This is a genomic window from Pseudomonas farris (assembly GCF_019145235.1).
Taxonomy (GTDB): domain Bacteria; phylum Pseudomonadota; class Gammaproteobacteria; order Pseudomonadales; family Pseudomonadaceae; genus Aquipseudomonas; species Aquipseudomonas farris.
On sequence record NZ_JAHSTV010000003.1, the window covers coordinates 556,054 to 575,852 of the forward strand.

At 59.4% G+C, this 19,799-nt stretch carries 17 protein-coding genes; 4 read left to right on the forward strand and 13 right to left on the reverse strand.

The genetic code is table 11. The annotated features are described in order from the left end of the window. Positions 1–23: 23 nt before the first annotated feature. The 13 genes from purH to gcbA all read right to left on the reverse strand — a co-directional run bounded on the left by purH (position 24) and on the right by gcbA (position 14,914). Positions 24–1,631 carry a bifunctional phosphoribosylaminoimidazolecarboxamide formyltransferase/IMP cyclohydrolase gene (gene purH, locus KVG95_RS08700; protein ID WP_217855705.1) on the reverse strand — a complete coding sequence of 536 codons (1,608 nt, stop codon included), beginning with the start codon at positions 1,629–1,631 and terminating at the stop codon, positions 24–26. Positions 1,632–1,712: 81 nt separating this feature from the next. Further along, a complete protein-coding gene (gene fis, locus KVG95_RS08705; RefSeq protein ID WP_007907419.1) occupies positions 1,713–2,033 on the reverse strand; it encodes a DNA-binding transcriptional regulator Fis in 321 nt (106 codons plus the stop codon). Then, positions 2,030–3,040 carry a tRNA dihydrouridine synthase DusB gene (dusB, locus tag KVG95_RS08710; RefSeq protein ID WP_007907421.1) on the reverse strand — a complete coding sequence of 337 codons (1,011 nt, stop codon included), beginning with the start codon at positions 3,038–3,040 and terminating at the stop codon, positions 2,030–2,032. The genes fis and dusB overlap by 4 nt, the downstream gene beginning before the upstream one ends. A 185-nt stretch (positions 3,041–3,225) precedes the next feature. Further along, positions 3,226–4,446 (reverse strand): DUF3426 domain-containing protein, encoded by a 1,221-nt coding sequence (locus KVG95_RS08715; RefSeq protein ID WP_217855707.1) that lies wholly within the window; start codon positions 4,444–4,446, stop codon positions 3,226–3,228. A 30-nt stretch (positions 4,447–4,476) separates the two neighbouring features. Continuing rightward, a complete protein-coding gene (gene prmA, locus KVG95_RS08720) occupies positions 4,477–5,355 on the reverse strand; it encodes a 50S ribosomal protein L11 methyltransferase (RefSeq protein ID WP_052965847.1) in 879 nt (292 codons plus the stop codon). A 340-nt stretch (positions 5,356–5,695) separates the two neighbouring features. Further along, positions 5,696–7,054, reverse strand: coding sequence for an acetyl-CoA carboxylase biotin carboxylase subunit (gene accC / locus KVG95_RS08725; protein ID WP_052965846.1), 1,359 nt, complete (start codon positions 7,052–7,054; stop codon positions 5,696–5,698). A gap of 17 nt (positions 7,055–7,071) precedes the next feature. Then, a complete protein-coding gene (accB, locus tag KVG95_RS08730) occupies positions 7,072–7,533 on the reverse strand; it encodes an acetyl-CoA carboxylase biotin carboxyl carrier protein (RefSeq protein ID WP_038978781.1) in 462 nt (153 codons plus the stop codon). A gap of 48 nt (positions 7,534–7,581) precedes the next feature. Further along, a complete protein-coding gene (gene aroQ, locus KVG95_RS08735) occupies positions 7,582–8,034 on the reverse strand; it encodes a type II 3-dehydroquinate dehydratase (protein WP_007937215.1) in 453 nt (150 codons plus the stop codon). Positions 8,035–8,166: 132 nt separating this feature from the next. Then, the gene (locus KVG95_RS08740; protein WP_217855709.1) at positions 8,167–9,906 is read right to left on the reverse strand and encodes a protein-disulfide reductase DsbD; all 1,740 of its coding nucleotides are present in this window, start codon (positions 9,904–9,906) and stop codon (positions 8,167–8,169) included. A gap of 360 nt (positions 9,907–10,266) precedes the next feature. Next, positions 10,267–10,731 (reverse strand): hypothetical protein, encoded by a 465-nt coding sequence (locus KVG95_RS08745; protein ID WP_217855711.1) that lies wholly within the window; start codon positions 10,729–10,731, stop codon positions 10,267–10,269. Further along, entirely contained in the window at positions 10,709–11,047 is a 339-nt protein-coding gene (locus KVG95_RS08750; protein ID WP_217855713.1) for a polymorphic toxin type 44 domain-containing protein, read from the reverse strand. Before KVG95_RS08750 ends, KVG95_RS08745 begins: the two co-directional genes overlap by 23 nt. A 198-nt stretch (positions 11,048–11,245) precedes the next feature. After that, on the reverse strand, positions 11,246–13,195 hold the full coding sequence (locus tag KVG95_RS08755; protein ID WP_437180786.1) for a methyl-accepting chemotaxis protein: 1,950 nt from the start codon (positions 13,193–13,195) through the stop codon (positions 11,246–11,248). A gap of 48 nt (positions 13,196–13,243) precedes the next feature. Then, positions 13,244–14,914, reverse strand: coding sequence for a diguanylate cyclase GcbA (gcbA, locus tag KVG95_RS08760; RefSeq protein ID WP_217855715.1), 1,671 nt, complete (start codon positions 14,912–14,914; stop codon positions 13,244–13,246). Positions 14,915–15,203: 289 nt separating this feature from the next. Between gcbA and KVG95_RS08765 the strand changes: the two genes are divergently transcribed. From KVG95_RS08765 to speA, 4 genes are all read left to right on the forward strand, one after another. Then, complete coding sequence (locus KVG95_RS08765; RefSeq protein WP_048396187.1) at positions 15,204–16,271, forward strand: DUF2333 family protein; 1,068 nt, start codon at positions 15,204–15,206, stop codon at positions 16,269–16,271. A 3-nt stretch (positions 16,272–16,274) separates the two neighbouring features. Beyond that, the gene (locus tag KVG95_RS08770) at positions 16,275–16,844 is read left to right on the forward strand and encodes an NUDIX hydrolase (protein ID WP_007907443.1); all 570 of its coding nucleotides are present in this window, start codon (positions 16,275–16,277) and stop codon (positions 16,842–16,844) included. Between the two features lie 274 nt (positions 16,845–17,118). Continuing rightward, positions 17,119–17,490 carry a translation initiation factor Sui1 gene (locus KVG95_RS08775; RefSeq protein WP_007907444.1) on the forward strand — a complete coding sequence of 124 codons (372 nt, stop codon included), beginning with the start codon at positions 17,119–17,121 and terminating at the stop codon, positions 17,488–17,490. A 219-nt stretch (positions 17,491–17,709) separates the two neighbouring features. Beyond that, complete coding sequence (gene speA / locus KVG95_RS08780) at positions 17,710–19,623, forward strand: arginine decarboxylase (protein WP_052965842.1); 1,914 nt, start codon at positions 17,710–17,712, stop codon at positions 19,621–19,623. The last annotated feature ends 176 nt before the right edge of the window (positions 19,624–19,799 follow it).

A 19,799-nucleotide genomic window follows, 5' to 3' on the forward strand; every position in this document is an offset into this window, starting at 1 on the left:
CGCTCCCACATTCGATCGTCGTATCAGTGACGGAAGTGGCGCATGCCGGTGAAGACCATGGCGATGCCGGCTTCATCAGCTGCAGCAATCACTTCGTTATCACGCATCGAGCCACCTGGCTGGATCACCGCAGTGATACCGACCTTGGCCGCATTGTCCAGACCATCGCGGAACGGGAAAAAGGCGTCGGAGGCCATCACCGAGCCTGCTACCTGCAAACCGGCGTGTTCAGCCTTGATCGCGGCGATACGAGCGGAGTTCACGCGGCTCATCTGGCCGGCGCCGACACCAATGGTCTGACGGTTCTTGGCGTAGACGATGGCGTTGGACTTCACGTACTTGGCGACTTTCCAGGCGAAGATCAGGTCGTTGATTTCCTGTTCGGTCGGCGCGCGTTTGGTTACCACTTTCAGGTCTTCGCTGCCGATCATGCCAATGTCGCGGCTCTGTACCAGCAAACCGCCATTGACGCGCTTGTAGTCCCAGGCCGGAGCGCGATCAGCCGACCACTCGCCGCAGGCCAGCAGGCGTACGTTGGCTTTTGCAGCCACGATCGCGCGGGCTTCTGCGCTGACGGACGGGGCGATGATCACTTCGACGAACTGACGCTCGACGATGGCCTTGGCGGTTTCAGCATCCAGTTCGCGGTTGAACGCGATGATGCCGCCGAACGCCGATTCGGTGTCGGTGGCGTAGGCCAGTTCATAGGCCTGACGAATGCCGCCTTCCGCGTCCGGGCTCACGGCCACGCCGCACGGGTTGGCGTGCTTGACGATCACGCAGGCTGGCTTGACGAAGCTCTTCACACATTCCAGCGCAGCGTCGGTGTCGGCCACGTTGTTGAACGACAACTCTTTGCCTTGCAGTTGGGTCGCGGTGGCGATGCCGACTTCGGCAGGCTTGGCTTCAACGTAGAACGCCGCGCTCTGGTGCGGGTTCTCGCCGTAGCGCATTTCCTGAGCCTTGATGAACTGGCTGTTGAAGGTGCGCGGGAATTCGCTGCGGCCGGAGGTCGAGAGGGTTTCAGCCGCCTGGTTCACGGTGCCCATGTAATTGGCAATCATGCCGTCATAGGCGGCAGTGTGTTCGAAGGCCTTGAGCATCAGGTCGAAACGCTGAGCGTAGGTCAGGCCGCCGGCCTTGAGGCTTTCCAGGACGTTGGCGTAATCACTGGCATTCACCACGATGGCCACATCTTTGTGGTTCTTGGCTGCCGAACGGACCATGGTCGGGCCGCCGATGTCGATGTTTTCGATGGCGGTCGGCAGGTCGCAGCCTGGCTTGTTGATGGTGGCTTCGAACGGGTACAGGTTGACCGCAACCAGATCGATCGGCTTGATGCCGTGCTCGTTCATGATGGCGTCGTCGATACCGCGACGACCGAGGATCCCGCCGTGGATTTTCGGGTGCAGGGTTTTTACCCGACCGTCCATCATTTCTGCGAAACCGGTGTAATCCGCGACTTCCACTGCGGCAACGCCGTTGTCGCGCAGCAGCTTGAACGTCCCGCCGGTGGAGAGGATCTCGACGCCCAGGGCTTCGAGCTCCTTGGCGAATTCAAGGATCCCGGTCTTGTCGGAAACGCTGATCAAGGCGCGGCGGATCGGCAGGCGGGTAGTCTGGTCGGTCATTTCAATTTCCATCAAAAGCAAAGGAGTCAGCAAAAAAGGCGACCGATTTTACGCGGGCGCCTTTCTGGTTTGATTGAATGCTTACAGCAAATCGTACTGCTTGAGTTTCTTGCGCAGGGTGCCCCGGTTCAGCCCGAGCAGCTCACTGGCCTTGGTCTGGTTGCCCTTGACGTAGTTCATCACGCATTCGAGCAGGGGAGCCTCGACTTCGGAGAGCACCAGGTTGTACACATCCGTGACGGCAGCGCCCTCAAGGTGGGCGAAATAATTGTGCAGCGCCTTCTCGACACTCCCGCGAAGGGTCTGACCTTCTTCGCTCGGCGTGTTGAGGTGCTGTTTCAAATTCACGTTGTCGCTCACGGGTGTTGTTCCACTCACTAAAGTCTCGGTCATCATCGTCATGCGGCCACCCCTTCTCCGTCCCCTGTCAGGCTCTTGTAACGTTCGGCGAAGAAGGCCCGAACGTAGGCGCATTGTGCTTCCGTATCTTCCAAACGATTGAAGTGGGCGCGAAACTCCCTGGCGCCCGGCAAGGTTGCGAGATACCAGCCCACATGCTTGCGAGCTATGCGCACGCCCATGACGTCGCCATAGAAGGCATGCAGCGCAGCCAGATGCTCAAGCAGAATACGTTCCACCTCGATCAGTTCCGGTGCCGGGAGTTTTTCGCCGGTACGCAGATAATGGTCGATTTCACGAAAAATCCATGGCTGCCCCTGGGCAGCCCGACCCACCAACAGGCCATCGGCACCGGTCGCGTCGAGCACGTACCGGGCTTTCTCTGGCGAATCGATATCGCCATTGGCGAAGACCGGAATCGACACCGCCTGCTTGATCGCGGCAATGGTGTCGTACTCGGCTTCACCGGTATACAGATCGGCACGGGTTCGGCCATGTACCGCCAACGCCGTAATGCCTGCCTGTTCGGCGATCTTCGCCACGGTCAGGCCGTTCTTGTTCGCCCGGTCCCAGCCGGTACGGATCTTCAGAGTGACCGGCACATCGACCGCAGCCACCACGGCCTGCAGGATCTCGGTCACCAATGCTTCATCTTTCAACAGGGCGGAGCCAGCGGCCTTGTTGCAGACCTTCTTCGCCGGACAGCCCATGTTGATATCAATAATCTGTGCCCCCAGTTCGACGTTGGCCCGGGCTGCATCCGCCAGCATCTGCGCATCTCCGCCAGCGATCTGTACCGAGCGGGGCTCGGGATCACCTTCGTGGATCATGCGCATCCGCGATTTGCGGGTGTTCCACAAGCTCATGTCGCTGGTGACCATTTCCGAGACTACAAGGCCCGCGCCCAGTCGCTTGCACAGCTGACGAAAGGGCTGATCGGTGACACCCGCCATGGGGGCGAGAATCAAGCCGTTGTGCAATGTATATGGACCGATGCGTACCGCCGACATAGGACTTCCCTGTTGTGGGGCCGGATCATGAGAGTTCGAAAAAGGGTTGGCATGATACCCGCTCTCGATGACTGGATAAAGGCTGAATTGGATAAAATCTGAACAGTTAATTCGTTATCGCCAGCGGTTTGGTTGGAACGGTCAAAGTCAGAAAACTGCCGTCAAGCCTGTAACACTCGAGCGTTTCACTCGGGGGAATGAAAGCTCAGGCTGTAGTTCACCGCTTTGGGGCCTGGATCGAGAATGTCCAGCGCGATATGGATCGGCGTTTGTGGTGGCATTTCCGCGAGGCCTTCGAGGTCGCCGCTGAGGTACTCGCCGGGCTTGAAGCGACGGCTGGCGATCAGGTGGCCGTTCAAGTCGGCAAAGCGCAGTTCCAGCAACGGGAAGGGCTGGGAGAAGGGCGCGCGATTGTAAATGATGGCATCGACCACCAGTGCACCGTTGAAGTCCGGGTGGCTGCGGACCACCAGGTTGCTGCTTTTGACTTTTGCGATGTCGACCTTGGACGGCACGGTGCAGCCGATTTGCGGGCACAGTTGCTGAAACCACGGACGGTACTGGTCCTGGCGCGCCAGTTCGTCGAAGTGGTAGGCGACGTATTGGCCAGCGAGGCCGGCGGCGGCGAGCAGGATCAGCAGCAGCCAGAAAAAGCGCCGACCCCAGGGGGAGCGACGTTTTTTCCAATCCAGTTGCAACGGGTCGTCGGTCAGGTCCTCCAACACTTCCGCGCGCAGGGCCGGTCCGCTGCGTTCGCGTCGCTTGCGCAGGGGCTCGACCGAGGGCAGGTCGTCGTCGACTTCATCGGGAGTCGCCGACAGGCTGCCAAAGGGGATCGGGGCGTCGAGCGGGTCGTGCAGGCGCAGCTGTTGGATCTCGGGTTCGTCGTCCAGATCCGCGGGCTCCAGCGACAGCGAAGGCTCGGTGCGCGAGTGTTTGCTCGGCTCGATCGTCGGTTCTGGTGTGGGGGCGTCGACGGTTTGTGCGCGATCGGCGGCCGATTCGCTGAAGAGACTGTCGGACCAGGGCTCCTGATCGTGCTCGGTGGTATCGCGGCGAGCGCTGAGGCTGTCTTCGCGGGGCCGAGTGAATTCCGTTGTTGGCTGGATTTCCCGCTGTTCAAGCCGGGCGAGCTCTTCGTCCAGATCCAGGCTGTCCAGATCCATTTCTGCAGCGGTCCATTGCTTTTGGCTGATGGCTCGCTGCACAGGCGGTTCGACGGGCGCCGGTGCGACCGGTTTGACCGTCTCCTTGCCGGCCCGCTGCTCGAGTAACTGCTTGGCGGCGTTGAACACCTGCAAGCAAGAGCCGCAGCGAACCACTCCACGGGCCGCGCTCAACTGAGCATGGTTGACGCGGAAGCTGGTTTGGCAATGCGGGCACTGGGTGACGAAGCTGTCGGTCATGCGGAAATCCGGTTTATGCAGGCGCTCATTCTAGCGCCGACGGCCAGTAATGCGTACCCAGCCGTCGCGATTGGCAATCGGGTCCAGATCGAAGTCCTGAGCGTAGGCAGCGGCGACTTCTTCACCTTGTTCGGCGAGGATGCCCGACAGCGCCAAGCGACCGCCCGGCTTGACCAGGCTGGACAGTTGCGGCGCCAGCGAAACCAGCGGGCCGGCAAGAATGTTGGCCACCAGCACGTCGGCCTGAACCTGTGGCAGGTCTTGCGGCAGATACAGCGGGAAGAGTTCGTCGGCAATGTTGTTGCGCCCGGCATTGTCGCGGGAGGCTTCCAGCGCCTGCACGTCGATGTCCGTGCCGACGGCTTGCTTGGCGCCCAGCAACAGCGCGGCAATCGCCAGAATCCCTGAGCCGCAACCGAAGTCGAGCACGTTGCAATCTTTCAGGTCCTGACCGTCGAGCCATTCCAGGCACAGTGCAGTGGTCGGATGAGTGCCGGTGCCGAACGCCAGGCCTGGGTCCAGCAGCAGGTTCACCGCGTCCGGCTCAGGCGCGGCGTGCCAGCTCGGGACGATCCACAGGCGCTGACCGAAGCGCATCGGCTGGAAACCGTCCATCCAGCTGCGTTCCCAGTCCTGGTCTTCAATCACTTCGCTGTGATGCTCGGGCAGCGGGCTGCCGGTCAGCAACTCGAGGTGGGCCAGTACGCTGGCGGCTTCGGTGCCGCCTTCGAACAAGGCCAGCAGGTGAGTGTGCGACCACAGCGGGGTGGTGTTGAGTTCCGGTTCGAAGATCGGCTGATCTTCGGCGTCCATGAAAGTCACCGACACGGCGCCCACTTCAAGGAACGCGTCTTCGTAGGTTTCGGCTTGTTCTGGGCTGATGGCGAGACGGACTTGCAGCCAAGGCATGGCGGGCACCTTTGAAAAATATAGATTGCAGCCTAGCGGGCTGCGAGAAGCGCGCAAGTTTACGCGAGCGCGAGGCAGAAGACGACCGGGTAGCCAAGGAATGACGGGATGAGCGGGTACCTGTGGCGAGGGGGCTTGCCCCCGTTGGACTGCGAAGCCGTTCCCCATCGAAGCGCCGAAGTTTCTCCTTACGATACGCATCTGCCGGCTTTGCGGCTGCTACGCAGCCGAACGGGGGCAAGCCCCCTCGCCACAGGGTTTTGTATGCATCAAAAGAAATCAACAATCTCCAGAAACAACAAAGCCGCTCGAAAGCGGCTTTGTTGGTCTGGATCACAGCTTAGTGCTTTTCGCCAGCCAGCTTGTGTTCCAGGTAGTGGATGTTGACTCCGCCTTCGCAGAAGCCAGCATCACGGACCAGATCGCGGTGCAGCGGGATGTTGGTCTTGATCCCGTCGACAACGATTTCGTCCAGCGCATTGCGCATGCGCGCCATGGCTTCGTCACGGTTTGCGCCGTAGGTGATCAGCTTGCCGATCAACGAATCGTAGTTCGGCGGAACGGCATAGCCACTGTACAGGTGCGAATCGACGCGAACGCCATTGCCGCCTGGAGCGTGGAAATGCTTGACCGTGCCTGGGCTAGGCATGAAGGTTTTCGGGTCTTCGGCGTTGATCCGGCATTCCAGCGCGTGACCGCGGATAACGACGTCATCCTGGGTGTACGACAGCTTGTTGCCAGCGGCGATGCTGAGCATCTCCTTGACGATGTCGATGCCGGTGACCATTTCCGAAACCGGGTGCTCTACCTGGACACGAGTATTCATCTCGATGAAGTAGAAGTGGCCGTTTTCGTACAGGAACTCGAAGGTGCCAGCGCCACGATAGCCAATGTCGATACAGGCCCTGACACAGCGTGCGAGGACTTCCTCGCGCGCGTTCTCGTCGATGCCCGGTGCCGGCGCTTCTTCGAGAACCTTCTGGTGACGACGTTGCAGCGAGCAATCGCGGTCGCCCAAATGGATAGCATGGCCTTGGCCATCGGAAAGCACCTGAACTTCCACGTGGCGTGGGTTGGTCAGGAATTTTTCCAGATAGACCATCGGGTTGCCGAACGCTGCGCCCGCTTCGGAGCGGGTCAGTTTCGCCGAGGAGATCAGGTCTTCTTCCTTGTGGACTACGCGCATGCCTCGACCACCGCCGCCGCCAGCGGCTTTGATGATCACCGGATAACCGACTTCGCGACCGATGCGCAGAGCGGTTTCTTCGTCTTCAGGCAGTGGGCCGTCAGAACCCGGAACGGTTGGAACGCCGGCAGCGATCATGGCGTGCTTGGCCGATACCTTGTCGCCCATCAGGCGAATGGTCTCGGCTTTCGGGCCAATGAACGCGAAGCCGGAGTTCTCGACCTGTTCGGCAAAGTCGGCGTTTTCCGCAAGGAAGCCGTAGCCTGGGTGAATGGCGGTAGCGCCGGTCACTTCAGCCGCGGCGATGATGGCCGGAATGTGCAGGTAAGAGTGCGCGGCCGATGCCGGACCGATGCAGACGGATTCGTCTGCCAGGCCCAGGTGCATCAGCTCTTTGTCGGCCTTGGAGTAAACGGCGACAGTCTTGATGCCCATCTCTTTACAGGCACGCAGAATCCGCAGGGCGATCTCACCGCGGTTGGCGATCAGAACTTTTTCCAACTTCGCAGTCATCAAAGTTTCTCCGCGGTTCAAACGATGGTGAACAGCGGTTGGTCGTACTCAACCGGCTGGCCGTCTTCGACGAGGATGGATTCGATCACACCGCTGGCTTCAGCTTCGATGTGGTTCATCATCTTCATGGCTTCGACGATGCACAGAGTGTCGCCTTTCTTCACGGTCTGGCCGACTTCAACGAAGGACGGCGAGGACGGCGAAGATTTACGATAGAAAGTACCGACCATCGGCGAACGGGCAACGTTGCCGTTCAGCACAGGCGCGGCCGGAGCTGCAGGAGCAGCGGCGGCAACCGGAGCAGCAGCGACAGGCGCCGGCGCCGGAGCATGCATAGGAGCGGGAGCGTAGTACTGCTGAGCCGGCGTCTTGCTGTGACGGCTGATGCGTACGGACTCTTCGCCTTCCTTGATCTCGAGCTCGTCGATACCGGACTCTTCCAGCAATTCGATCAGTTTCTTAACTTTACGGATATCCATGAATCATCAACTCCCAAGGGTCGGTCAGGGGCGTTTAACGCTTGTTGTTCAAGCCGTTGCCTGTCTTTCAAGCTGCTCTAGTGCGGCCTCCAGGGCCAGTCGATAACCGCTGGCGCCAAGGCCGCAGATCACTCCTACCGCTACATCGGAGAAGTAAGAGTGATGGCGGAAAGGTTCGCGTTTGTGCACGTTAGACAAATGCACTTCGATGAATGGGATGCTCACTGCCAGCAGCGCGTCACGTAATGCGACACTTGTATGCGTAAAAGCTGCTGGATTGATCAGAATGAAATCCACACCTTCGCCGCGAGCAGCGTGGATGCGATCGATCAACTCGTACTCGGCGTTGCTTTGCAGGTAGAGCAAATGGTGGCCGGCATTGCGCGCCCGCTGTTCCAGATCCTGATTGATCTGCGCCAGCGTCGTTGCACCGTAGACGCCCGGTTCCCGGGTGCCGAGCAGGTTCAGGTTGGGGCCGTGTAAAACCAATAGGGTCGCCATCTGCTGCTCCTTTGTCATCTGTATGCAATTGTCAGAACCCGGCGACTATGCCGCAAAGCCTTTGTGACTGTCCAGTTCTATGCAATAGCCAGCACGATGGCCGATGTTTACGCGAAATATGTGACCGGGTCATTAAATCCGGTCATTTGCTTTCGCAACACGTTCGGCGAAGTTTTTCGCGCTGATCTCGCCGATCACCCGCACATCGGCATGTTCGACGCCATCTTTGCCAAAAAACATCAGTGCCGGAGGACCGAACAGCTTGTAGCGGTCAAGCAGGGCGCGTTGTTCGGCGTTGCTGGCGGTGATGTCGAAACGGATCAATCGATAACCTTTGAGGCGTTCGACGACATTGGCATCGTTGAGGACTTCGTGTTCGATGACTTTGCAGCTGATGCACCAGTCGGCGTACCAGTCGAGCAGTAGCGGCGTGCCGGAGGATTTGGCTTCGGCGAGGACGCGGTCCAGTTCGGCTGGCGTGGTGATGGTTTGCCAGTTGCCGACGATTTGCGGTTGACCTTTGTCGGCGACATTGCGCGGCTGGCCAATAGGGTTGAACGGATCGGTCTGGCCGCTGAAGGCGCCGTACCAACAGGCCAGGGCATAAAACAACAGGAACATCCCGAGCAATTGCCCCAGGCGTTTTCTTGGCGGTTTATAGACGAATTCCAGTGCGCCCATAAACAACCCGACGCCACCGGCGAGCAAGCCGATCAACAGCAAGGTGATCTGGCCCGGCAGTACCCGACTGAGCAAGGCAATCGCCAGCCCCAGCAGCAGCACCCCAATCGCGTTTTTCACGTAGATTAGCCACGGACCGCTTTTCGGCAGCCAGGCCGCGCCGCCGGTCGCTACCAGCAACAGCGGCGCACCCATGCCCAGGCCGAGCATGAACAATTTCAATCCGCCACCCAGAGCATCGCCGCTGGCGCTGATATACAGCAGCGCGCCGGCCAGTGGTGCCGATACACAAGGCGAAACCAGCAGGCTAGACACCACGCCCAGCACCGCCGCGCCCCACAGTGAGCCGCCTTCGGTACGCCCGGCAATCCGGTCCAGGCGGCTGCTGATGGCGTGGGGAAGTTTCAGTTCGAAGACGCCAAACATGGCCAGGGCAAACACTGCGAAAAACATCGCGAACGGCACCAGCACCCAGGCCGACTGCAAGCGCGCCTGAAGATTGAGCTGTGCGCCGAACATGCCCATCAACGCACCGAGCAGGGCGAAACAAACGGCCATCGGCAGCACATAAGCCAGCGACAGGTTGAAACCGCGTAAACCACCGACCTGCCCACGCAGGACCACCCCGGAGAGGATCGGCAGCATCGGCAGCACGCAGGGGGTGAAGGTCAGGCCAACACCTGCGAGGAAAAACAGCGCCAGTTCGCGCCAGCTCCAGGATGTGGTCGCGGCGCCGCTGCCATCAATACTCAGGCGTTCGGTCTCGGGTGGGTAACACAGGCCTTTGTCGGCACAGCCCTGATAGGTCACGACCAGCGTAAAGGCGCGGGAATCGGTGCGCGGCAGATCTATATCGAGAATGCCGTGGTAAACCTCGACATCGCCGAAGAACTCATCGTGCTTTTGTTCGCCCTTGGGCAGTTGCGCCGGGCCGAGCCCAACGTCGGTCGGTTCGGCGCGAAACTGGAAGCGATGGCGATAGAGGTAGTAACCCTCGGTGGCAACGAAGCGCAGCTTGATCGATTGCGGCGTGCTTTCTACCAAGCTCAACTTAAAGGCTTCGCGCACCGGCAGGAAATCAGCGCTGTTGTTGATCGAACCCAGGGTGGAACTGGGCCGACTGTCCAGCAACCCGGCGGCAGAGGCCGGCAGGGCGAGCACTAAAAACAGCAGGCAGAGCAAACGGCGCATGACAATCTCGCGTATCGAAAGTGTGGGCATGATAGCGGACGGCGGCGGGGTGTGCAGGGTGGGGAGTTCTGTGGTGAATGTTCCGACGTCTTCGCGAGCAAGCCCGCTCCCACATTTAACCGAGTTCGCTCAGGGGAATGCGATCAAATGTGGGAGCGGGCTTGCTCGCGAAGGCGGTCTATCAGGCGCGGAAGGCCTGAATGGCTGTATGCAGTCGTCCACCCTGCACCAACAAATTCTCCCCTTGCTCACGCCCCTCACCGATGCGCAGCAAGTTATCCCCACCCAGACACCAGGGGACTGCCCCGTGCTACCGGATCATGACGGTTTTTCTGGTCGCTCCGATGGGCAGCATTGAGCTTACTTTGTTGATTGATCGCTGGCGTGGTTGCACAAGTTGATTGTTACAGGGGTGTAGTGGGTGCTGTTGGTATGCCGAAACAGCGTGCTGCTGTGATACTCGTAGACTTCCTGGTTGGTCGATACATTGATGACCGAGCCTTGGACATCGACCTTTACGGCTGGATCTCGGGTGACGAGAAACGGACCGGCAGTCTTTAGCTCAGATGCTATTTGTTCATCGGATGTCAGTTCGCGATAGACATAGTATCGATAGCTGAACGGCACTGTTGCTCCGCCTTGATCATCCTTGACACCGTAGATGAAGCCATTTTCACCAAGGGGTAGTTTGAGTACTACATCGGTCAACACCGGGGCGCTGGAAGACATAAGCCATGTCCAGCCGATGTAAATCAGGCATACCGCTAGCAGGCAAGAGGTGACGATTGTGTATGCGGTTTTTTTAGTAGTTCCTGAACCGGGCATACCGGACTCCTTTTTTGATCCATTCCTGATCCGCAGGATCATCGCCAAAAGGAGCCTCGCTCCACCAGCTTCCAAATTCTACTTTTGTCGTTTTTGCCTGTGTCTGGGCAACACCGGCGGCACGTAACAGGACACTTTCGGAAAATCCCGCAGCAATCCCGGCCGCGCCGTAATTGAAATTACCGAAAGCCTCATAGTCAGGAGACAGTTTTTTGTAATCCCAAGGGCCGCGATTTCTGACCTGGGTATAGAACCAGGAGTAAATGAATGCGGATCCCTCTTTCAAAACTTTTTTCTTATGGAAGGCAACTGCCATGTTTTCCTCCACAGATACGCCAGGGGGCGAAGGCGGAACTATCACGGGGCACTCCTGTTGCGCGCTCGATTAATTGAAGCGCTAAACCCTAGCATCAAAACGACGACTAAAAACCATCGCATGGCTAAATAGGAGTTTTCATACAAGAGCTTAGGTGGCGATAGTCCAGCTCGTTAGTTGCGTTCGGGCCCGCAGCCCTTAGACTCGAAAGGCCTGAACGGCTGTATGCAACCGCCCGCCCAACACCAACAAATTCTCCCCTTGTTCACGCCCCTCGCCGATGCGCAGCAAGTTATCCCCACCCAATTGGTGAATCCGCTCACTGTGATCGCGGATCTCGCTGACAGCGCCGCTCTGCTGGGCAGTGACATCGGCGATGCGCACGGCGGTGTCGGAAATGGTCTGGATCGCCCCGACGATTTTATCCAGCGCACCGTCAGCCGCCTGGGCCTGATTGGCCGTGGCTTCGGCGTGTTCAACTTGAGCGCGCATGCCTTCGACCGATTGCCGCGCGGCGGTTTGCAGGCCGGCGATCAGCGTCTGGATCTCGGCCGTGGCCCCGGCGGTGCGTTGCGCCAGTGAGCGAACCTCTTCGGCGACTACCGCAAACCCTCGGCCCATTTCTCCGGCGCGGGCCGCTTCGATGGCGGCGTTCAGGGCCAGCAGGTTGGTCTGGTCGGCAATCGAGCGAATCACCGTTAGCACGCCGCCGATGGTCGCCGACTCCTCGGCCAGATGTTCGATCATCTGCGCGTTGCCTTGCACTTCCCCCACCAACGCATGCAGACCGGTGAGGCTCAGCCCGATCACTTTCTGACCGTGTTCTACCGCAAGCCCTGCATGGCGGCTGGCGTCGGCAGCCTGGCTGGCGTCGCCGGCAACTTGTTGAATCGTCGCCTCGAGTTCACCGAGAGAGTCGCGGATCAACGCGGTGTCGCCGGCCTGATGCTCGGCACCGCTGTGCAGGTCATTGCTTAATTCGGCCAAGGTTCGGCTGCTGCCGGCGACTTGCTCGGCGTTGAGGCGAATGGTGCCGACCAGGTCGACCAGATAGGCGCGCAAGCGATTGAGCGAGGCTTGAATATCATGCAATTCGCGATTGGTCGCGCCCAGTTGAATGTCGCGGCTGAAGTCACCTTCGGCCCAGGTCGACAGCGCCGGGGCGAGGTTGGTCAGCGTTCGGGCCAGGCGTCGCTGCAAGGTGTCGATGAGCAATGCGATCAGCAGAATCAGCCCGATCATCACCCCTTGCATCAACCGCACTTCGCTCTGGATCTGCCCGTGCTGGGCGCGCACCACCGGTTCCAGCCCGGCGATGGACTGCTGCACAGCGGCGATTTTCAAGTGCGTCGCGGTGCTGAGGTCGGCGCGTTTCTGGATCTGTTCGCGAGTGCGCGCCAGTTCCGAAGGGTAGCGGGTGAGCAGGCTGTTGAGTTCGCGTTTGAGGCCGACGCCGGCATCTTCGGCGACGGTTTTCTCGGTGTTATCCAACCCCATCATCGCGGCGAAATCATCGGTGTTCGATTCGGTGCTGGCGGTCACACCCAGCAGCGGTAAAGCGTCCAGTTGCTCGGCTTGAGTGCGAATGTTAGCGACTTCGCGTTCGACATCGGCGGCCAGTTCGCTACGACCACTACTGACCAGTTTGTTCCGAGCCAAGGAGAGTTTGCCCAAGTGCTGGGAGGCCACGAGCAAGGGCGTCAGGTACGCCGCGTTGCCGCTGGCGTATTGGCTGAGCTGATCAAGGCTGGCGCCGAGTTCGCGTTCGGCTTGCAGCAGCAACGCCTGCGGGTCGCCAGCGAGTTTGCCGGCAGCCAACAGGTCGGTTTTGCTGAATTCAGCCAGGTTCGACAGGCTCGGACGCAAGGTGTCGGCCAATGCCGGTGGCAACTCACCGAGTTCCTTTTGCAAGGCGTCGATGGCTTGGCTGGCGCTGCTCAGGCGCAGGGCATCGCCGCTGGCCAGGTAATCCTCGACGTTGCGTGCCACTTCATTTTGAAACTGCTGAGACAGTCCCAGATAACGCTCCATCAATAGATAGGGGCGTTCCAGCGCTTTTTGCGACCACCAGAGCGTGGCGCCAAGGGCCACGCACACGGCGACCAAAAGGAGGGTATTGAGATTGGTCAACAGCTTCAGGCGCATCATGGTCTACCAACGGCAGAATGGTAAGTGCCTGAAGTTATTGCGTTTCTGTTACAGAGTTATGACCGAATGGGTCGATTCAGATGAAAAAGTGGCACTTTGCTTTGACTCCCGCGCGGCTTGTACGCGGTTACGTCCGGCGTTCTTCGCACGGTACAACGCCTCGTCCGCCTGGCTGGCCATCAACAGGCTGTCAGAGTCTTCGCGCAGTTCGACGACGCCGGCGCTGAAGGTGCACCAGAGGTCCTGCGGCTGAGCCGGGTAGTGAATTTCGGCAAAGCGCTGACGGATTTCATCGAGCACCTTGTAGGCCGATTCGATATCAGTGTCCGGCATGACAATGGCGAACTCTTCACCACCGTAGCGACCAATGAAATCGGTCTTGCGCAACCGTTGCTTGAGGAACAGCGCCAGGCTCTTGATCACTCGGTCGCCCATGGGATGGCCGTGGCTGTCGTTGACCCGTTTGAAGTGGTCGATATCGAGCATCGCAAAGCTCAGCGGCTTACTTTCGCGACGGGCACGGAATGAACAGTCTTCGAGCAATTGCAGAATGTGGGTGTGGTTGTACAAGCCGGTCAGGCTGTCGCGCACCATCCGTGCTTTCAGATTGCGCGCTCGTGCCGCGCGGTTGCGCACGGTGGTGATCAGGTGCCGTGGCTTGATCGGCTTGGTCAGGAAATCGTCGCCGCCCTCGCTCATGGCGTCGAGCTGCTTGTCCAGGTCGTCTTCGGCCGACAGATAAATGATCGGCACGCTGACATAGCGGTCGTTATGGCGGATCACCTTGGCCAGTTCAGTGCCGGTGCAGGCCGGCATGTACATGTCGAGGATGATCAGGTCCGGCTGGAAATCCGCCAGTTCGGCCATGGCCTGGATCGGTTCGATCAAAGTTCGCGTGACGATCCCGGCGCTGTTGAGCAGGCGTTCGGTGTGCAAGGCCTGAGCGCGGGAGTCGTCGATGATCAGCACTTTATAAGGTTCATACTGGGCGACGCAGGTCAGGACTTCGATCTTTTCCAGCAGGCTTGAAGCTTCGAGAGTGCCGGTGAGAAACTCCTGGCCTCCGGCGCGCACAGCGGCGAGGCGGGTCGGGGTATCGGTTTCGTGCAGGCTGAAAAACAACAGCGGCAAAGGCTGGTCGAGGCCTTCCTGGGCTTCGGCCGCCAGTTTCAGGCCGATGCCGGCGCCACTGAAATCGACGTCCATGACAATCGCCGCCGGCAACCGCTCGACCATCGAGGAGCGAAACGCGGCGACACTGTCGAGGGATTGAGCGCTGAGCCCGAAGAATTCCAGTTGCTTGGCCAGCCGCTCGGCCCGGTCGTGATCCTGCAACATCACGTAGATCGGTTTGCGCAGCGGCGGCAGGAAGGTTTGTTCGAGCTGATCGCCATGGCGCAAGCCGGTGCGGGACAGGCGCTGCATCAAGCGATTGAGGTCAGTGATCAGTCCGCTGCTCAGCCGTCCGCGGTTGGCGTCCACCGCTTCCAGCGACTGGCCGATGTGGCGCGCCAACTGGGTGTGTTCCGGTTGCTCGAAACGTTCGGCAAAGCGCAGCAGGCGCAGATTGGCCTCACTCAGTTCCGACAAGTCGGTGGTGGACCATTCATTGCGTTGCAGGCGTTGCCATATCTCAAGAATTTGACGTGCCTGATGAATTACCCGCTGGGCAAAGTGGTGCTTGAGGCGCTCACGGCTGGGGTCTTCTGGCTCGGTCATATCCTGACTACTAGTTAGGGTGCATGCTGAGATCGACTGGTGGCTCTATGCTAGCACCTCTTTTCGATTGCATGAGTGTCGTACGTCAATAATCTGCAAAGCGACTTCATTCAGTTTCTGACCGACTGGTCGCATAGGCTCAGCGCTGTGCTTCATTTATAGTGGCGACTCGATCGCCGTCATTGTGTGGCTCGCTGTGTCCCGCAGGATTTAATGCGCGGCAAATGACGCACGATGGCGTAGGGTTGTGGTCGAACCGATGAACTCAAGTGATTGAAAGGATACCGCCATGCTGGACTGGAAGAACCGCACAGGCAGCGCGCCTGAGCGTGCCGCTGAACCGAAATCGGCCACCCGCAGTTATTTTGGCGGCCTGTTGTTCAGCCGGGCGCTGGCCACTCTGATTGTTCTTTACCTGTTGGTGGCGATCGCGCTGGGCTGGTACTGGAGCCAGGAGCCGGCGCTGTTCCCGGTTCAGCAGAATGCCCAGGTGGCGGCCGAGAAAGAAGGCAAGCAGATGGTTGTCGGGTACACCACGGTGGAAACCCTCAAGACCGTCGCCGGTACTTTGCTGACCAAACCGGGGGGCTATATTTCCAACGACCGTTTCCCGCCGGGCCTGTGGATGGACAACATGCCGAGCTGGGAATATGGCGTGCTGGTCCAGGTCCGCGACCTGAGTCGTGCGTTGCGTAAAGACTTCGCCCGCTCGCAGTCGCAGTCCGCCGAAGACGCCGACCTGGCCAAGGCCGAGCCGCGTTTCAACTTCGACAACAAAAGCTGGGTGCTGCCATCCAGTGAATCCGAGTACCTGGAAGGCATCAACTCCCTGAGCCGCTATCAGGCACGTCTGTCGGGGCCTGACCAGAAAAGTGCGCTGTTCTATGCCCGCGCCGACAACCTGAACAATTGGCTGGGTGATGTCGGAACCCGTCTGGGTTCGCTGTCGCAACGGCTGTCGGCCAGTGTTGGTCGGGTCAAGCTCAACACCGCGCTGAAAACCGAAGTGCCGGCGCTCGGTCAGGTGCCGCAAGTTGACGAAGAAGTCGTCGAAACCCCATGGCTGCAGATCGATAACGTGTTCTATGAGGCCCGCGGTCAGGCTTGGGCGTTGTCCCACCTGCTGCGCGCGATCGAAGTCGATTTCGCCGATGTGCTGGCGAAGAAAAACGCCACAGTCAGCGTGCGCCAGATCATTCGTGAGCTAGAGGCTTCGCAAGAGCCGGTCTGGAGCCCGATGATCCTCAACGGCAGCGGCTTCGGTGTGTTGGCCAACCATTCGCTGGTCATGGCCAATTACATTTCCCGGGCCAACGCCGCGGTGATCGATTTGCGTCAACTGCTCAATCAGGGCTGAGTCATGGTCGATAGTTCCGTTGATGACATGCGTGAGGCCGCCCATCGCGCGGCCTCCGATGCCGAACAGATCGCCTGGGTCGACGAGCAGGACAACCTGCTCGGCGCGCTGGTCCGCTCCGAGCTGCGCGAACGCGAGCTGATCGGGCGCGGCACCTACATCATGCTGTTCAATTCTGCCGGTGAACTGTGCGTGCACCGACGTACCCTGAGCAAAGCGATATACCCCGGTTACTGGGACGTGGCGGCCGGCGGCATGGTGCTGGCCACTGAGACTTACGCCGAATCGGCGGCCCGTGAGCTGGAAGAAGAGCTGGGCGTGAGCGGTGTGGAACTGACCGCCCATGATCACTTTTTCTTCGAGGACACCGGCAACCGACTCTGGTGTTCGGCGTTTTCGGCGGTGTGGGACGGCCCGTTGATCCTGCAACCGGAAGAAGTGCTTGAAGCGCGTTTCATCCCGATCGATCAGGTCCTGCTGGAAATCACGCAGAAGCCTTATTGCCCGGACTCTCTGGCGGCCTTGCAGCGCTATCTTCGCGCCCAAGGGAATAACGTCGCAAAAGAGCTATAAATTGGCGCCGATTGGCTCTTAGCAAGTCGGCTTTTTGCCGTTACACTGCGCGACCTTTTCAAGCTGAACCGGTAATGCTTGTTGTAGGAGCTGCCGCAGGCTGCGATCTTTTGACTTTAGCTTTTGAGTCAAAATCAAAAGATCGCAGCCTCGTTGCACTCGTCAGCTCCTACACCGGGTTTTCCGTTTCAGTAGCGCTGCCCCTGCCTGAGTGGGGCTTCGCGGTCGATGGCATCTGCCACGACCAGTCTTTGTCCTCCCAAGAGGATTGCCGGTGGCCAAAAAAGCCGCATCCTTCGCCGCCCTTGGTGGCCTGGTATTTTCCACCGACGCAGGTCGTCATTGCCCGGATTGCAGTCAACCGGTGGATGCCTGCATCTGCAAACAAACCGTTATCCCGGCCGGCGACGGCATCGCTCGCGTGCGTCGCGAAAGCAAGGGTCGTGGCGGCAAGACGGTGACCACCATCACCGGTGTGCCGTTGGCCGAAGACGCGCTCAAGGATCTGGCCACCACGTTGAAAAAACGTTGCGGGACCGGCGGGGCGTTGAAAGACGGAATCATCGAAATCCAGGGCGATCATGTCGAGCTACTCTTGGCCGAGCTGATCAAACACGGTTTCAAGGCGAAGAAGTCCGGCGGCTAGCAGCCTCTGTGAAAACCACCCGCGGCTTGATCCAGTCCCGATTTCATTCTGGTCTGGCGTCGTCTCCATGGTTTTCACAGAGCCTGTTCATGACCGGTTTCTAAACTCACTGCGGTCAGCGAGGTCTACCCCCTCGTTGACGAACCGTCATTTTCATACTTTAGACTGCGCCGGCCTGAACCCAGGCGACGCTCTATGACTTCTTTATAGGGGACTTCGATGTCCGTACGACGCACACGCAAAGACGATGGCAGCCAATGGACAGTTGCGGACAGCCGCAGTGTTTACGGGATTCGCCATTGGGGGGCCGGGTATTTCGCGATCAATGACGCCGGTCGCGTCGAAGTTCGTCCGAACGGCCCGACCAGTTCGCCTATCGACCTCTTCGAGCAAGTCGACCAACTGCGCAAAAGCGGTTTGTCCTTACCGTTGCTGGTGCGTTTTCCTGACATCCTGCAAGACCGCGTGCGTCAGCTGACGGGTGCGTTCGACGCCAACATCGAACGCCTGGAATACCAGAGCAAGTACACTGCTCTGTACCCGATCAAGGTCAACCAGCAAGAAGCGGTGATCGAAAACATCATCGCCACCCAGAACGTTTCCATCGGTCTGGAAGCCGGCTCCAAGCCGGAACTGCTGGCGGTACTGGCGCTGGCGCCGAAGGGCGGCACCATCGTCTGCAACGGTTACAAGGATCGCGAGTTCATCCGTCTGGCGCTGATGGGCCAGAAGCTTGGCCACAACGTATTCATCGTGATCGAGAAAGAATCCGAAGTCGGTCTGGTGATCGAAGAAGCGGCGGCGCTCAAGGTCAAGCCGCAGGTCGGCTTGCGCGTGCGTCTGTCGTCCCTGGCGTCGAGCAAGTGGGCAGACACCGGTGGTGAAAAATCCAAGTTCGGCCTGTCGGCGGCGCAACTGCTGTCGGTGGTCGAGCGTTTCCGCGCTGCCGGCCTGGATCAGGGCATTCGCCTGTTGCACTTCCACATGGGCTCGCAGATCGCCAACCTGGCGGACTACCAGCACGGCTTCAAGGAAGCGATCCGTTATTACGGCGAGCTGCGCAACCTTGGCCTGCCGGTGGATCACATCGACGTCGGCGGCGGTTTGGGCGTGGACTACGATGGTACTCACTCGCGTAACGCCAGTTCGATCAACTACGACATGGACGATTACGCCGGTGTCGTGGTCGGGATGCTCAAGGAGTTCTGCGACGCGCAGAGCCTGCCGCACCCGAACATCTTCTCTGAAAGCGGCCGTTCCCTGACCGCCCACCACGCCATGCTGGTGGTTCAGGTAACCGACGTCGAGAAACACAACGACGACGTGCCGAAAATCGATAACAAGGAAGAGCTGCCAGAAACCGTGCAGTGGCTGGTTGACCTGCTCGGCCCGACCGATATCGAAATGGTCACCGAAACCTACTGGCGCGCCACGCACTACATGAGCGATGTGGCCACTCAATACGCCGATGGCAAGCTGACCCTGGCGCAAAAAGCCCTGGCCGAGCAATGCTACTTTGCCGTTTGCCGCCGTCTGCACAACTCGTTGAAAGCCCGTCAGCGTTCCCACCGACAGGTGCTCGACGAACTCAACGACAAGCTGGCGGACAAGTACATCTGCAACTTCTCGGTATTCCAGAGCCTGCCGGATACCTGGGCCATCGGCCAGGTCCTGCCGATCCTGCCGCTGCACCGTCTCGATGAAGAGCCGCTGCGCCGTGCAGTGCTGCAAGACCTGACCTGCGACTCCGACGGCAAGATCAAGCAGTACGTCGACGAGCAGAGCATCGAGACCAGTTTGCCGGTGCACGGTTTGAACGAAGGCGAAGACTATCTGCTGGGTATCTTCCTGGTGGGTGCCTACCAGGAAATTCTCGGCGACATGCACAACCTGTTCGGTGACACCGACTCGGTGAACATCTACCAGAACGCCGACGGCAGCGTGTACCACGCCGGTATCGAAACCCACGACACCATCGAAGACATGCTGCGTTACGTGCACTTGTCGCCGGAAGAGCTGATGACCCACTACCGCGACAAATGCGCCAGTGCCCGCATCAGCGCCGCCGAGCGCACCCAGTTCCTCGATGCCTTGCGTCTGGGCCTGACCCGCTCGTCTTACCTGTCTTCTTGAGGTAAGGCACCGTTCTCATCGGGTTGTCTGAAAATTCTCCATACGTTGGGGAAATTTCAGATGACCTGGTGCGACACTTCTCTCTTTTCAAGCGAAATGACCCACAGACCGGGCTATCCAAGCGATGTGGTCTTCTTTTCACGTAGGTCATTTCCTAAGTTGTACTTCTGCACTCT

What these genes read in the sequence shown, in the direction of transcription:
- KVG95_RS08770 (WP_007907443.1), top strand. Translation starts at nt 16,275, where the DNA reads ATGGTCGATAGTTCCGTTGATGACATGCGTGAGGCCGCCCATCGCGCG.
- dusB (WP_007907421.1), bottom strand. Translation starts at nt 3,040, where the DNA reads ATGTCGGCGGTACGCATCGGTCCATATACATTGCACAACGGCTTGATT.
- KVG95_RS08745 (WP_217855711.1), bottom strand. Translation starts at nt 10,731, where the DNA reads ATGCCCGGTTCAGGAACTACTAAAAAAACCGCATACACAATCGTCACC.
- speA (WP_052965842.1), top strand. Translation starts at nt 17,710, where the DNA reads ATGTCCGTACGACGCACACGCAAAGACGATGGCAGCCAATGGACAGTT.
- aroQ (WP_007937215.1), bottom strand. Translation starts at nt 8,034, where the DNA reads ATGGCGACCCTATTGGTTTTACACGGCCCCAACCTGAACCTGCTCGGC.
- KVG95_RS08765 (WP_048396187.1), top strand. Translation starts at nt 15,204, where the DNA reads ATGCTGGACTGGAAGAACCGCACAGGCAGCGCGCCTGAGCGTGCCGCT.
- gcbA (WP_217855715.1), bottom strand. Translation starts at nt 14,914, where the DNA reads ATGACCGAGCCAGAAGACCCCAGCCGTGAGCGCCTCAAGCACCACTTT.
- KVG95_RS08755 (WP_437180786.1), bottom strand. Translation starts at nt 13,195, where the DNA reads ATGATGCGCCTGAAGCTGTTGACCAATCTCAATACCCTCCTTTTGGTC.
- fis (WP_007907419.1), bottom strand. Translation starts at nt 2,033, where the DNA reads ATGACGATGATGACCGAGACTTTAGTGAGTGGAACAACACCCGTGAGC.
- KVG95_RS08740 (WP_217855709.1), bottom strand. Translation starts at nt 9,906, where the DNA reads ATGCGCCGTTTGCTCTGCCTGCTGTTTTTAGTGCTCGCCCTGCCGGCC.
- purH (WP_217855705.1), bottom strand. Translation starts at nt 1,631, where the DNA reads ATGACCGACCAGACTACCCGCCTGCCGATCCGCCGCGCCTTGATCAGC.
- KVG95_RS08715 (WP_217855707.1), bottom strand. Translation starts at nt 4,446, where the DNA reads ATGACCGACAGCTTCGTCACCCAGTGCCCGCATTGCCAAACCAGCTTC.
- accC (WP_052965846.1), bottom strand. Translation starts at nt 7,054, where the DNA reads ATGACTGCGAAGTTGGAAAAAGTTCTGATCGCCAACCGCGGTGAGATC.
- KVG95_RS08750 (WP_217855713.1), bottom strand. Translation starts at nt 11,047, where the DNA reads ATGGCAGTTGCCTTCCATAAGAAAAAAGTTTTGAAAGAGGGATCCGCA.
- prmA (WP_052965847.1), bottom strand. Translation starts at nt 5,355, where the DNA reads ATGCCTTGGCTGCAAGTCCGTCTCGCCATCAGCCCAGAACAAGCCGAA.
- accB (WP_038978781.1), bottom strand. Translation starts at nt 7,533, where the DNA reads ATGGATATCCGTAAAGTTAAGAAACTGATCGAATTGCTGGAAGAGTCC.